Raw genomic sequence first — 13800 nt, 5'->3', positions numbered from 1 at the left:
ATCTCCCTTCCAACGTCAGCGGCCTCATGACTCTCCCGACAGCGACCTACCGGATACAATTCCGCAACGGCATGACCTTCGATCGCGCCTGCGACCTCGTTCCCTACCTCAAGACGCTCGGCATCAGCCACCTCTACGCCTCTCCGATCTTCACCGCCGTCAGCGGCTCGACCCACGGCTATGACGTCACCGACGCCAACGAGATCGACCCGGTGCTAGGCGGTCGGGCAGGATTCGAACGGCTGACGGAGAGCCTCGCCTCGGCGGGCATGGGGCTGGTCCTCGACATCGTGCCGAACCACATGGCAGCCTCGCCGGAAAACGGCTGGTGGCGCGACGTGCTGACATTTGGCCGGCAAAGCGCCTATTTTAGCCACTTCGACATCGACTGGAGCGAACCGCTGACGCTGCCGCAGCTCGGCCAGGATTTCGAGGGAGCACTGGCCAGTGGCGAACTGCGCGTCGCGCTCGACGAAACGCATGGCAATTTCGCCTTCGGTTATTTCGAAACGCTGTTGCCGCTGAACCCCGGCAGTTACGGAGCGATCGCAAACCGGCTCGGCGATCCGGTTGCCGAGAGAATGGCGGAGACCGCGGCCGCGACCTCCGGCGAGGACTTCAACCGGGCGATGCGTGACATTCTCTTCGAAGGCGGCGATCGGGCAGTCCTCCGGCAGAAGCTCGATGACCTCTCGGCCGATCGCGATTTCATGCAAAGCCTGCATGAGGCACAGCATTGGCGGCTCACCCATTGGAAGGAGGCGGCACGACATCTGAGCTATCGCCGCTTTTTCGAGGTGACCGGATTGGTCGGCACCCGCGTCGAAGATCCAGCCGTGTTCGAGGACATGCACCGGCTGGTGATCGAGCTGGTGCGCCATGGCAAGGTCCAGGGCCTGCGCATCGATCATGTCGATGGGCTCGCCGAACCCACGGCCTATCTGGACAGGCTGCGGGAGGCCGCCGGACCGGACAGCTATATCGTCGTGGAAAAGATCCTGGGAACCGGTGAGGTCCTGCCGGAGAACTGGCCGGTTGCCGGCACCACGGGATATGAATTCATCGCGGCGCTGAGCGAGCTGTTCATCGACGGCGGCGGTTTGCGCATATTGGACGATGCCTATCGCAGCGTTGCCGGTGAGACGGCTGATCTTGAGGAGGGCCGGAGAATTGCCAAGCGACTGATGGTCGAACGCAATTTCGCCGGCGAGACCGACAGGTTGGTGTCGATCGCGGCAGGCATCTTTCCCGAGGTGAAAAGAGACGACATCGCCACTGCGCTCAGCGAGTTGCTGATCGCCTTTCCCGTCTACCGCACCTATGGCGACGGCGGCCCGCTTTCCTGGCAGGATTCAGCGGTGCTTGCCGCCACCGCCTCGCAAGCCATGACGCAGCTCGATGACCGGCGTGCTTGCGACCATGTGCTGAAGCTCCTCGAAGGCAAGGTCGAAGGCGACGCGGCCCACGACTTCCGTATCCGCTTCCAGCAATTGAGCGGGCCGGTGATGGCGAAGGCGACGGAAGATACGCTGTTTTACCGCTACAACAGGTTGCTTGCCGCCAACGAAGTCGGCGGCGAACCGGGCAAGGCGCCTGGCGGCCCGGACGAATTTCACCGCCGCATGGCCGAGCGGGCGCGGCTGCAGCCGCATGGGCTTTCGGCCAGCGCCACCCACGACACCAAACGCGGCGAGGATGCGCGTGCAAGGCTTTATGCGTTGAGCGAAGGCGCGGATGTTTTTGCCCAGGCGGTCGCGCGTTGGCGCGAGATGAACCGTCCCTGGCTGAAGGATCTGGCGGATGGCACCGCGCCGGAACCCAATGTCGAATGGATGCTTTATCAGGCTCTGGCCGGCATCTGGCCGGAGGATTTCGACAGAGCACAGACGGAAGAACTCCGCGAACGCTTCACCGATTACGCGGTCAAGGCGGTGCGCGAGGCAAAACTGCGCAGCGGCTGGACAAAACAGGATGCCGACTACGAGGAAGCGGTCACCACCTATGCCGCGGCGCTGGTCTCGCCCGATAATGACGTCTTCCTCGAGGATTTCGAAAGGGTGCTGCAGCCCTTCATCGCGGCGGGTTACCTCAACAGCCTGTCGCAGACGCTGCTCAAGCTGACGGCCCCCGGCATTCCCGATATCTACCAGGGTGCCGAAGGCTTCGATTTCAGTCTCGTCGATCCCGACAATCGCCGGCCGGTCGATCATCAGCAACTGACGGCCTGGCTAGCCGAACCCGGTCCGATCGCCAAGCTGCAGGCGGCAGCGTTGAAACAGCGCCTCGTCGGGATCGGCCTGCAGCTGCGCCAACGGCACGCGGACCTCTTTGCTGGAGGCGACTATCTGCCGCTGAAGGTGACGGGCAACCGGCGCGACCATGTGCTTGCTTTTGCCCGAGTGCACAAGAGTGATTTCGCCATCATCGCGGCGCCGCGGCTGATGTTCGGCTGGCTCGATCCGGGCGTGCTCTTTGCCGGCCCGGAATTCTGGGAGGATACGACGATTGCCGTCCCCTCCCCGCTTCACGGGTTGAAGGCCGACATGCTGACCGGAAAGACGATCGAGCCCGGCGGCAGCATTTCGGTCGCCGCCCTGCTCGGGAGCCAGCCCGTCGGGCTGATCACCCCGATCTGAGGACCAGTCGGCGCAAAAATCATATCCATGAAAATAGTGCTTGACCTTCCAGTCGCTGGAAGGTGGATAAGCCTATCCAACGGCCCTTCGGGCATAGGAGATAGTCATGGATATCAAGCACGAGCACGACTACCACCATAGCAACGCCGATGGCGATGATCATGGCCATTGCGGCCATGATCAGGAGAAGGCTGCCGATGCCATGATCCGTGATCCTGTCTGCGGCATGACCGTCGATCCGCAGGCCGGCAAACCCTCGCTCGAGCATGAGGGCCGCACCTATCATTTCTGCTCCGAGGGCTGCCGGACCAAGTTTGCGGCAGTACCTGAGGATTATCTGAGCGCGAAGGACCCCGTCTGCGGCATGACCGTCGATCGCTCGACAGCGAAGCACTTCCTGAAAGCCGACGGTGAGAAATTCTATTTCTGCTCGCCCGCCTGCCAAGCGAAATTCGAAGCCGACCCCGCAGCCTATCGCGACGGCAAGCACCCGCCGGCAAAGCCGGCACAAAAGGGCACGCTCTATACCTGCCCGATGCATCCCGAAGTCGTCAGCGATCGTCCCGGCGACTGCCCGAAATGCGGCATGGCGCTGGAGCCGATGGGCATTCCGCCTGATGACGAAGGTCCGAACCCTGAACTCGTCGATTTCATCAGGCGGCTCTCGGTCAGCGCCATTCTCGCCCTACCGTTGCTGGCGCTCAGCATGGGGCCGATGTTCGGCCTGCCGCTCCGCGACGCGATCGGCGAACCCCTGGCGTCGTTCATCGAACTGCTGTTGGCAACGCCGGTGGTGCTCTGGGCGGCCCTGCCCTTCTTCCGCCGCGCATGGGCGTCTGTCGTCAACCGCAGCCCAAATATGTGGACGCTGATCGGTCTCGGCGTCGGCACCGCCTATCTCTACAGCGTCGTTGCCACGCTTGTGCCCGGCATCTTCCCCATGGGCTTTTATGGCCATGGCGCGGCCGTGCCCGTCTATTTCGAGGCAGCAGCCGTCATCGTCGCGCTCGTCTTCGTCGGCCAGGTGCTGGAATTGAAGGCGCGCGAACGCACCGGCTCGGCAATCCGCGCTCTTCTCGACCTTGCGCCGAAGACGGCGCGGCGCCTCGATGCCGACGGCAGCGAGCGTGACGTGCCTGTCGACGATATCCAGACTGGGGACCGTCTGCGCGTGCGCCCCGGCGAGCGGGTGCCGGTGGACGGCTCCATCCTCGAAGGCCAGTCGACGGTCGATGAATCGATGATATCAGGTGAGCCTCTGCCCCTGGAAAAGTCGAAGGGCGACCCGCTGACCGGCGGCACGATCAACAAGAACGGCACCTTCGTCATGACCGCCGAAAAGGTGGGTGCAGACACGGTGCTGTCGCGCATCGTCGACATGGTCGCCAAGGCGCAACGCTCGCGGGCGCCGATCCAGGGCGCGGTCGACCGGGTCTCGGCCGTCTTCGTGCCGGCGGTGGTCGCCGCTGCCGTCCTTGCCTTCCTCGTCTGGGTCGCGATCGGGCCGGAGCCGCGCATGGCGAATGGCCTGCTTGCGGCCGTCGCCGTTCTCATCATCGCCTGCCCCTGCGCGCTCGGGCTTGCGACGCCGATGTCGATCATGATCGCGACGGGGCGGGGCGCACAGGAAGGCGTGCTGATCAAGGACGCCGAAGCGCTCGAGCGTTTTTCCAAGGTCGACACGCTGATCGTCGACAAGACCGGCACGCTGACCGAGGGCAAGCCGAAGCTTACCGACATCCTCGCCTTCGGCGGGGCCGGAGAAGAGCGGCTGCTGTCGCTGGCAGCTAGCCTGGAGCGCGGCTCCGAACATCCGCTGGCCGAGGCGATCGTTTCCGGCGCCGAGGAGCGCGGCGTCCCCTTCGTCGAGGTCAGCGCCTTCGAGGCAATGACCGGCAAGGGCGTTCAGGGTCTTGCCGGCGGCACATCGGTGGCGCTTGGCAATGCGGCGATGCTTAGCGATCTCGGCATCGATCCCCACGCACTTGCCGAGAAGACCGAAGCCCTGCGCGGCGACGGCAAGACGGTGATGTTCGTGGTATTCGACGACGCGCTTGCCGGTCTTGTCGCCGTTGCCGACAGGATCAAGCCGACGACAGCCGCCGCCATCAAGGCGCTGCACGACAGCGGGCTGAAGATCATCATGGCGACCGGCGACAACGAGGCCACGGCGCGTGCGGTGGCAAAAAGCCTCGGCATCGACGAGGTGCGCGCCGATGTGCTTCCGGAAGGCAAGAAGGCGCTGATCGACGAGTTGCGTGCCAAGGGCGCCATCATCGCCATGGCAGGGGACGGCGTCAACGATGCGCCGGCCCTTGCCGCCGCCGATGTCGGCATCGCCATGGGGACCGGCGCCGACGTCGCGATGGAAAGCGCCGGCATCACCTTGGTGAAGGGCGATCTGAACGGCATCGTCAGGGCACGGCGGCTGGCGGAGGCGACGATGCAAAACATCCGCCAGAATCTCGGCTTCGCCTTCGGTTATAATGCGCTCGGCGTGCCGATCGCGGCCGGCCTGCTCTATCCGATCTTCGGGCTGCTGCTTTCGCCGATGATCGCCGCGGCGGCAATGAGCCTGTCGTCCGTTTCGGTCATTGCCAATGCGCTGAGACTGCGCTTTGCAAAACTATAGGAGATGGCAATGAATATCGGCGAAGCATCGGAACGCTCCGGCCTGCCTTCCAAGACCATCCGCTACTACGAGGATATCGGCCTCATCCGCCCCGAAAGGGGCGGAAACGGCTATCGCGACTATGCCGCAACCGACGTCCACAAGCTGCGCTTCCTGCAGCGCTCGCGCGGCCTCGGCTTTTCCGTCGAGGAATGCCGGCAATTGCTGGCGCTCTATGAGGACAAGGAGCGGGCAAGCGCCGACGTCAAGGATATTGCCGAGACAAAGCTTGCCGAGATCGACCGCAAGATCCGCGAGCTGACGGAACTGCGCCGGACGCTGGAGCACCTGGTGCATGCCTGCCACGGCAACGACAGGCCGGACTGTCCGATCCTCGAAGAGCTTTCGGACGGCGGCTGACCATTTCAGGCGAATTGCATCAGGAAAGCTGGGGCATGTTCTGGTTGGCTGCCCGCGAGGTTTGAGCCCGCTCGTCGGGCTCGTCGTCTTCGCCGTCGTCCAGCACCCCGTCATCCAGCCGATGCTTGATCGCCAGCGCATAGATCACGTCGAGAATATTGCGGTCTCTGAGATGAGGATCCATCAGGGCGAGAAGCGAGGCCCGGACGATCTTCTTGCTGGTGGCCTTCGGACAGCGCGCCTTGACGAAATCATAGAGCGCCTCATCCGTCAGCCCTTCCATGGCGCCGTCCACGAGAGCTTCGTAGACCCGCTTCTTTTCCTTCATTCTTGATTTTCCCCTGCAAATCAGCGGCGTCATGATCCGTCATGTAATTGTCATAAACAATTGGGGATTTGAGGCGTCGGTCCGCTTGAGAAGACTATTTTGATGATGATCCGACGATGATCTGCGGCCTGCATGATTTTTTTACGTCCGCGGGAATAAAACCCGCCGCATATCCGTATACTCAATCATGGAACGCAAAGACCGCCCCTTCGACGTCATCGGACAGCTTGCAGCGCTGAGGCGCTACGCTCGCTCGCTGGTGCGCAATTCGGACGAGGCGGAGGATCTGGTGCATGATGCGCTGGTGCGCGCCTTCGAGAAGCGAAAGAGCTTCCGCAGCGGCGGCAACCTGCGCACCTGGCTGCTCTCGATTCTGCACAATGCTCATATCGATCGTCTTCGCCGGAACCGGTCGCTGACGCGACGCCACGATGAAGCAGCTGTCGAAGCCGAGCAGTCCCTTCCAGCCGGCCAGGAACATGCCGTGCGCCTGCAGCAGGTGCGCGACGCCTTCTTCGACCTGCCAGAGGAACAGCGTGAGGCGTTGCATCTCGTCGCGATCGAAGATCTTTCCTACCAGGAAGCCGCCCAGGCGCTTGGCATTCCTGTGGGGACGCTGATGTCGCGCATATCCCGCGCGCGGGCTCAACTGCGCGAATTCGAGGAGAAGACGCCGCGGGTTTCGCATCTGAGAATCATCGGAGGGAACGGCAATGAAAGCAATTGATCCGATCCTCGATGCCGATCTCGACGCCTATGTGGATGGCGAGCTCGATGTCGCCCGTCGCATCCAGGTGGAATCCTATCTTTCCGAGAATCCGTCGATTGCCGCCAAGGTCATGGCCGACCTCAGCGTGAGGGGCGAACTGCGTCTGGCGCTGGCCGGCGAAAGTGCCTTTGGCCGCCCCGAGACCCGCGATGCCGCCCGCCGGCTGGAACGTGGCCTTTCCTATGGCCGCATCTTCCATTCGATGCAGCGCATTGCCGCTGTCGGCATTCTGATCGCCGCCGGCTGGGTGGCGCACAATTCCTTCGGCGCCTTCTCGGCGACCGAGGTGGTGGCATCGGTTCCGGCACCCGCCTATGTCGAGGATGCCATCCGCGCCTATCAGACGGCGGCGCTGCGCCAATCTATGCCTCCGCAGACGCCGGCCACTTATAACGCCGACGATATTCGCGCCGCCACCGCGATCGTGATGCCCGAACTGCCTAGGGATTGGAAGGTCGCCGACGTGCAGATCTTCCCGTCTGAATTCGGGCCCAGCGTCGAGATGGCGATCGAACAATCGGATGGAAAGCAACTGTCGCTTTTCGCCGTCCGTCCGGGCGCCTTCGAGGTCAAGCCTGTCAGCCATCTGACGCTGGAAAAAGCAGAAGCCGCCTATTGGCAAATCGGCGAGGTCGCTTATGCGCTGATCGCCGACGATAGCGGTCTCAATCTCGACCAGGCGGCCGAACGGCTCGCCCGCTCGCTCTATTAATTCAAACCGAGGAGATCAGCATGAACCCGATCAATCCCCGCTACGGTGCCGTCGCCGGCTCCCAGGCCCTCTTCGACGAAGGCCTTCGCCAGCATATGCTGCGCGTCTACAACTATATGGCTCTCGGCCTCGTCATCACAGGACTCGTCGCCTTTGTCGTCGGCTCGACGCCGGCACTCTATGTCCCGATCTTCGGCTCGCCGCTGAAGTGGGTGGTGATGCTTGCTCCGCTCGCCTTCGTCTTCTTCTTCTCGTTCAAGATCCAGACGATGTCGGCCGGCACCGCCCAGATCACCTTCTGGGCCTTCTGCGCCGTGATGGGGCTATCGCTCGCGTCCGTCTTCCTGGTCTTCACCGGGGCGAGCATCGCGCGGACCTTCTTCATCACCGCCACGATGTTCGGCGCCACCAGCCTCTACGGCTATGCGACAAAGCGTGATCTCTCGCGCATGGGCTCGTTCCTGATGATGGGCCTCTTCGGCGTCATCATCGCCTCTGTCGTCAACATCTTCCTGGGTTCGAGCGCGCTGCAGTTTGCGATCTCGGTGATCGGCATCGTCGTCTTCGTCGGACTGACCGCCTACGACACGCAGAACATCAAGGAACAGTATTCGGAAAACTTTGATCAGGAATCGAATCAGAAGCTCGCCGTCTTCGGTGCGCTCTCGCTCTACCTGAACTTCGTCAACATCTTCCAGCTTCTGCTCAACTTCACGGGCGAGCGGGAATAACGACTGCGCTTCTGGGGGCAAAGGAAGCGCAAGAGCGCCTGGTCTGCAGTCTGTGACAGGATGGCAGGTCGGGTGCTCACCCAAAGGAAACGGCCGGGTCAACGCCCGGCCGTTTTCGTTTTCCCGTTACGGCTGACTGCTCGCCCTAACGTCGACCGCTCAGCACCGCGAAACGCCATGCTTTGAAGCTGCAGTCGACCTGTGAAAGTCCTGTATCGCGCATCCATTGCAACTGGTTTTCGACCGAGGAGCAACGATCGTGGGACATGCGCTCGTGCGCCATAGCGATTTCCGCTTCGGATACGCCTAGCCTTCTGACCTGCTGCAGCCATGTACGGGCGTAGCGGGCCTCGACCTGGGAATCATGGCCAAGGACCTGCTCGGCGTTGACGAACAGGCCACCTTCGGACAAGGCGCCCCGAATGCCACCGAAGAGGTGCTTTTTCGCGGCGTCTTCCAGATGATGGATAGCCAGTGCCGATATGATGAGATCCCACGGACCGCCGAGCTCGGCATCGGCCATGTCGGCCACGGCATAGGTAATGGCCGGACTACCATTGAAGCGTTGTCGGGCCTGCTCGAGCATTTTTTCAGAGGCATCTACGAGGTGAATCTGGGCATCGGGGTGGCGGGCTAGCACCATGGCGGTGAAAAGGCCGGTGCCAGCGCCTAGATCGAGTACACGCAGTTTTTCGGCGTCCCGCCAGTCATCGATCAAGTCTAGTGCTGTGCCGTAAAATGCATCGAAACAGGGAATAAGGCCGCGCCTAAGGGCATCGTAGCCGGATGCATCTCGATTGAAGACGGGTGTGGACGAAACGTTTGGTGACATGGTGCGCCTCAACTTTTCGGGATCGTGATCTAGTTCGCCGCGGCAGGGGCGATCAGACTCGCGTTCAATGAATAGGTCGCTATCGTCTCGCCCCTAGCCAGCATGTAGCCAGCCATGGCCTTTTCTACATCTTCGCCGGTGAACGGCCCGGAAAGGCCCAATGTCGGAACGTCTAGTGCGACCACTTTAAGGGTGTAGTGGTGGATACGCTGGTCGTTTACAGGCGGACAGGGGCCGTCGTAACCGCCATAGGTGCCGGCCATGCCATCAGCTGTGGCCAGAAAGCTGGTATAGACATTGGCGCCCCGCAGTCCGTGAGGCGTCACGCCGACCGGCTTGCCCCCCAGCACGAGACCCTCGCTTTCCGCGCCTTCGCCGATCGACATGGTGTCGGCGGGAATATCGGCCAGAACCCAGTGGAAAACGCTGATCCGCGGCGCGTCGGCTGGAATTGTGGTGCCGGGTTTATTGATAGGGCTAAAATCTCGCGGTACGTCCGGATCGGTCAGCAGCAACACATAAGACATGGTGCCCTCGGGGCCTGCCGACCATGAGACACCCGGGCTCACGTCCTTGGACCCAATCCCGGGCGGGCAGAAGGCGGCGGAGTCTGCAAACCGGCCGGAGGTGTCAAGCCCTTCTATCTTTACGGACAGCGTCGAGTCTGCGGCCATGGGCGCCGTCGCCGAAAATGCAACGGCCACACTGATGGCGGCCCATATGCTTTTATTCCTGATCATCGTTCATCTCGCTTGGTTGATTTCAGCCGAGCATAGGGAACGATGCAAGCGCGTGTGGCCCCGATTTGATCAGGAATGAGCCCGAAACGGTCAGGCCATGGGTCTTTTACGTGCCCTAGGAACGGTCGAAGGAGCCTGTCCGAAGGCATCCTGGAAGTGCCGCGAGAAGTGTGAACGAGAAGCATAGCCCGTCGCGGCGATTGCGTCGGCGACATCGGCATCCCGATCGGAGAGGATGAGGTAAGCGGCTTGCATTCTTTCGGCGAGCAGCAGCGCGCGGAGTGAGTGGTTTTCGTCCCGCAGTCGCCGCCGCAGGGTGGCCTCTGACATCGACAATGACGCGGCAACCGCAGCGGTGGACCACGCGTGATCGAGCCGGTGGCGGATCAAGAGCCGCACCGCCTCTGTGACTGAGCTGTCCACATATTTGGGAATCAAGGGCAGCACACCCTGTTCGGCCAGGATAAGCAGAACCTCGAGAACACGGTGGTCCACGACGCGCCGGGAAAGGTCGAGCGGACCCGCCAGCGCCTCGCCGCTATGGATGATAGCCGAGCAGAGCGTCGGACTGATCTTGATGGACGAGCCGAGGGGTACTTCGCACATGGTGAGTTGTGGCCAAAGGCGCGCCGCCTCAATGACCAGTGCGCGAGAGAAGCGGACGAACAGGGCGCGATAGACGCCAGTGTCTGCATCTGGTTCGTTGACGACATCGACTTCAGCACCGGCCGGCAGTACGAAGGCGTCACCGCCTTGGTAGATATTGCGTCCGGCGCCCCACAGCACCTCCTTGCGGCCTTCGATGACTATGACAAGGCCGGCGGCGGGCATGGTGAGCTCGGAAATCGTTTCTCGGTGACGGGCGACGAAGGCCGAGATGAACGGTGTATCCTCGTTTTCGAGCGATAAGCGCGTGTCGCGCTCGGCCAGCGGGCGCAGGGCATCAACCAAGCGCCGCCGAAGTGTTTTGTCGCTGTCGCGCATTGAACAATGCCATCTTCAAATTGGATCGAGGGTCACTGCTATGTCGAAATCAAGTGGCTGTCGATATGGCGCCGAAACCGGAAAGGCAATTGGCGTCGCGCGTCTCTCGCGCTCGGCTTCCGCCACGTCAACATGCTGGACCGATACGCCTTCACGCTCCCCGAATTCGTGGCCCGAGGCGAACTCAGACCGCTACGTGATCCGAAAACCGCCGATCCTGACGACGAGCCGTGAAATCCTTATGTAGGTTTTCTTCCGTTGCTACTCAGACGCCGAATCATGCGACGCGCTTTAAGTCTTGTCTTATCCATGACGTTGTCCCAAAACCGCTGCACAGTTTTAGGCGACATGCATTTGAGCGCCGCGCGTCTTTTCAGACGCGCTAAGGACGCTCTATCACTTTGGATCTGCGCATAATCCTTTCCGAAAATCGATTCCGATTTTCGGGTGATGCGCTAGATGATACCCCAGGCGCGATAGCGGCCCCGGCCAGTAATTTCACGAATGCCGATCTCGTTGACGAGGTTCAGCGCGCCGCGCGGTGTGATGCGCAGATGACGGGCGATCATCGCCGCCGAGACCATCGGCCGCGACAGGATGAAGTCGGCAAGTTCCGGCAGGCTGCTGTTTGAACGGCGGCCGCGAAAGCGCAGCTCCATCTGCGTGCGCGCCAGCGACAAGCGATCGATTTCCTTGAGGCCGGCCACAGCACCCAGATGCATCGCCTCCAGAAAGGCTTGCAGCCGCGTGACCCGATCGCGCGCCCGACGACGCTCATGGCGCACCAGCTTCAGTCCGCCGTAAAAAGAGAAGAGATGCGAGGCGACCTTTCCGCGGGCGCGTAGATGGCTTGCGACCAGAAGGCCACCGAGCCAGTGCTGACGCCGCAACGGCTCGATCCTTTCCCAGGCTTCGAAGAGGATGATGGCACCGAGAACCGGCGGCAAGCTATCGGCCAATGGCTGGACGCTCCGCCATTCCGCAAGCCGCTGTTCCTCGTCCCACTCGTCGTCACCGAGCAAGCCGAGAGGGTCTTCGTTACGTCTTGCCGGAGTAACGGCGGTCGTCTCGCTTGCCGGCGTTTTCCCTGTGTGGATATCGAGCAGCTTTTGCGAGCGGGCAAGAAGCGCATCGATCTCCGCCATCTCGGCAGCGAGCGGCCGGTCCTCATCCTCAGCCTCAGCCTCTCCGTCGCTCTCGAGCGGAACTACAACGCTCTTTGCGTCCGGGACCTTCCCCTCCCCTTCCCCGCCGGTTGCAGTCAGCGTCGCAAGGCCCGAGACGCCGAGTGCCCAGGCGGGTTCGCCGGTCCAAATGCGCCGACGTGCCCGCAGCACCGAATGGGCGATCGTCAGTTCATGGGTGGGAGCGCGGCTATCCATATGCGCATCATGCAAAACGAGATCCTCGACATGCACGAGTTCGCCGGCCACCCAGAGCGCGCCGGCGGCGTCGAAGAAATGGCTGCGTTCGGCAAACCCCTCGCCGACCGGCGAGCGCAAAACCCGCTCGTCCAGCCGCGCCACGGCATCCTCCGCCGCGGTAACGGCTGAAAGCAAGGTTTGAAGCATCACACTGTCGATATCGTAGCGCATTGTTAAGCTTTACGGTTTTTCACAAAGGGAAGCAAAAAGCATGTTTTCTTCCGCCATGTATGACATGGTTAACGGTGTATTTCAACAAAACTGCGGGGAAGGAAGCCGTTATGATCGCTGATCGACCGGCCACATATGCTTCTAACCGTCGCAGCTGGTGCGAAACTTTTTCATAGCCGCTCATCCGGTTTTCCTCGCTGTCGGACCATTTGCCCGCATCAGCGCCATCAGCATCGGTCCGAGCGAGAATTCGCCGCGCTCCGCTCGCCGGGTCAGGTCACGCAAGTAGCCGCCGGCCGAATTGATATGTCCGCCCCTTTCGAGAATGCAGGCGATCACAGTGGCGGCGTTTTCCGGCCCCATGACATCGCAGGCCAGCTGATAGGCGCTGGGGCTGACGCCGAGCGTGGATCGGACGACGACGGCCGCGGCCATCAGATCCCGCCAGCTGCCAATGCCGCCGCCCGGCCCGTAAGCGACGATCTCCGGGCAGGCCTGCAGCACCATGGCAAGGGGGAAGGATTTCGGCGGCTCCCGCCACGGCTGCGGTTCTTCCTCCGGCTTTGCGCCCTGCTTCGGTTCGAAGGCTGGTTCAAGTTCAGATGGGTGGTGTGGGTTTGAATTATGTATGTGCCGACCGTTCTGGTTATCATTGCCGTCTGTTTTTTCTGTTTTCGACTTCAATTCCAGCGTCTTGACGATCAACTCCCGGAAAGCTTCGAGATCGCCCAGCAGGCTTTCCATCTCCGCAGCTGAGGGGCGGCGTGGCAGGCTTGCGGTAAGCAGATTGAAATGCTTCTGCATGTCGATCCATTCGCCGGCAATTTTCTCTTCCAGGGCGATCTCGATGAGCTTGGTGATGTCACGCCGGCAAAGTGTCAGCCGCTCCCTCAGACGCTTCCATTCGAGCTTGGCGGCCATCACCTGGGCCGCCTGCGCCTCGATCTCGTGGGCGCGCGCAAGCAGTGGCGCCAAGCTGAAGCCAAAGGCTTCACCAAACCCGCCCTCGCCGTTGCGGCGGGCAAAACGTTTGCCGTTCGGACTATCCCTGCGGATGATCAGGCCGGCTTCCACCAGCATCGCCAGGTTCCGCCGCAGCGTCGTGCCGGCCATGCCATGCGTGCGCAGCGACAGCTGCTCGTTCGAGGGAAAGACGACGAAGCCGTTGGCCTCGGCAATCTCGTTCTTCGGGTAAAAGGTCAATAGCGCATTGAGAACAGCCAGGGCACGGTCCGATACGCCGACCATGTCCTTTGCTTCGCAGAGCGCACGAAAGATCTTCCACTTGTCGACCGATGCGTCCGGATCGACCTTGCTGGCACTTGCTTGGCTTGCCAGCATGCCAAGCGTCATCGATCGCCGCCCAAAGGGCGTCGATACATATTGAGGCTCCATGTCCCTCACCTTTTCTCAAGGCAAAAGAAAGCTACCACCCAAAAGGA

General features: G+C 61.8%; 13 protein-coding genes. 7 read left to right on the top strand and 6 right to left on the bottom strand.

The window, feature by feature from the left end; genetic code table 11:
* Positions 1 to 26: 26 nt before the first annotated feature.
* From treY to cueR, 3 genes are all read left to right on the top strand, one after another.
* On the top strand, positions 27 to 2636 hold the full coding sequence (treY, locus tag AC245Y_RS27440) for a malto-oligosyltrehalose synthase (RefSeq protein WP_017996842.1): 2610 nt from the start codon (positions 27 to 29) through the stop codon (positions 2634 to 2636).
* A 106-nt stretch (positions 2637 to 2742) separates the two neighbouring features.
* The gene (locus tag AC245Y_RS27435) at positions 2743 to 5268 is read left to right on the top strand and encodes a heavy metal translocating P-type ATPase (protein ID WP_017996843.1); all 2526 of its coding nucleotides are present in this window, start codon (positions 2743 to 2745) and stop codon (positions 5266 to 5268) included.
* A gap of 9 nt (positions 5269 to 5277) precedes the next feature.
* The gene (cueR, locus tag AC245Y_RS27430; protein WP_003553466.1) at positions 5278 to 5667 is read left to right on the top strand and encodes a Cu(I)-responsive transcriptional regulator; all 390 of its coding nucleotides are present in this window, start codon (positions 5278 to 5280) and stop codon (positions 5665 to 5667) included.
* A 19-nt stretch (positions 5668 to 5686) separates the two neighbouring features.
* Here the strand turns inward: cueR and AC245Y_RS27425 are convergent, their stop codons facing one another.
* Complete coding sequence (locus AC245Y_RS27425) at positions 5687 to 5995, bottom strand: hypothetical protein (protein WP_003553464.1); 309 nt, start codon at positions 5993 to 5995, stop codon at positions 5687 to 5689.
* Between the two features lie 187 nt (positions 5996 to 6182).
* On the opposite strand from AC245Y_RS27425, the gene AC245Y_RS27420 reads away from it, so the two are divergent.
* The 3 genes from AC245Y_RS27420 to AC245Y_RS27410 are packed head-to-tail and all read left to right on the top strand — an operon-like array spanning position 6183 to position 8207.
* Positions 6183 to 6722 (top strand): sigma-70 family RNA polymerase sigma factor, encoded by a 540-nt coding sequence (locus AC245Y_RS27420; RefSeq protein WP_003553462.1) that lies wholly within the window; start codon positions 6183 to 6185, stop codon positions 6720 to 6722.
* Positions 6709 to 7476, top strand: a complete 768-nt coding sequence (locus tag AC245Y_RS27415) for an anti-sigma factor family protein (RefSeq protein WP_017996844.1) — start codon at positions 6709 to 6711, stop codon at positions 7474 to 7476. Before AC245Y_RS27420 ends, AC245Y_RS27415 begins: the two co-directional genes overlap by 14 nt.
* Before the next feature lie 20 nt (positions 7477 to 7496).
* Entirely contained in the window at positions 7497 to 8207 is a 711-nt protein-coding gene (locus AC245Y_RS27410; RefSeq protein WP_003553458.1) for a Bax inhibitor-1/YccA family protein, read from the top strand.
* 145 nt (positions 8208 to 8352) lie between these two features.
* Here AC245Y_RS27410 and AC245Y_RS27405 read toward each other — a convergent pair whose 3' ends face one another.
* The 3 genes from AC245Y_RS27405 to AC245Y_RS27395 all read right to left on the bottom strand — a co-directional run bounded on the left by AC245Y_RS27405 (position 8353) and on the right by AC245Y_RS27395 (position 10763).
* Complete coding sequence (locus tag AC245Y_RS27405; RefSeq protein WP_020487128.1) at positions 8353 to 9039, bottom strand: class I SAM-dependent methyltransferase; 687 nt, start codon at positions 9037 to 9039, stop codon at positions 8353 to 8355.
* A 29-nt stretch (positions 9040 to 9068) separates the two neighbouring features.
* On the bottom strand, positions 9069 to 9779 hold the full coding sequence (locus AC245Y_RS27400) for a YbhB/YbcL family Raf kinase inhibitor-like protein (RefSeq protein WP_017996846.1): 711 nt from the start codon (positions 9777 to 9779) through the stop codon (positions 9069 to 9071).
* Positions 9780 to 9869: 90 nt separating this feature from the next.
* Entirely contained in the window at positions 9870 to 10763 is an 894-nt protein-coding gene (locus AC245Y_RS27395; protein WP_017996847.1) for a helix-turn-helix domain-containing protein, read from the bottom strand.
* 6 nt (positions 10764 to 10769) lie between these two features.
* Here AC245Y_RS27395 and AC245Y_RS27390 point away from each other — a divergent pair, with 6 nt between their 5' ends.
* Positions 10770 to 10997: a hypothetical protein gene (locus AC245Y_RS27390; protein ID WP_017996848.1), complete on the top strand. Its 228-nt coding sequence runs from the start codon at positions 10770 to 10772 to the stop codon at positions 10995 to 10997.
* 221 nt (positions 10998 to 11218) lie between these two features.
* Here AC245Y_RS27390 and AC245Y_RS27385 read toward each other — a convergent pair whose 3' ends face one another.
* On the bottom strand, positions 11219 to 12358 hold the full coding sequence (locus AC245Y_RS27385) for an RHE_PE00001 family protein (protein ID WP_017996849.1): 1140 nt from the start codon (positions 12356 to 12358) through the stop codon (positions 11219 to 11221).
* Between the two features lie 180 nt (positions 12359 to 12538).
* Positions 12539 to 13753 carry a plasmid replication protein RepC gene (gene repC / locus AC245Y_RS27380; protein ID WP_017996850.1) on the bottom strand — a complete coding sequence of 405 codons (1215 nt, stop codon included), beginning with the start codon at positions 13751 to 13753 and terminating at the stop codon, positions 12539 to 12541.
* Positions 13754 to 13800 lie beyond the last annotated feature (47 nt).

The sequence above is a fragment of the Rhizobium sp. SRDI943 genome (assembly GCF_057653695.1).
Note: the sequence above shows the minus strand (reverse complement) of the source record. Positions and strands in the feature narration are given on the sequence as shown.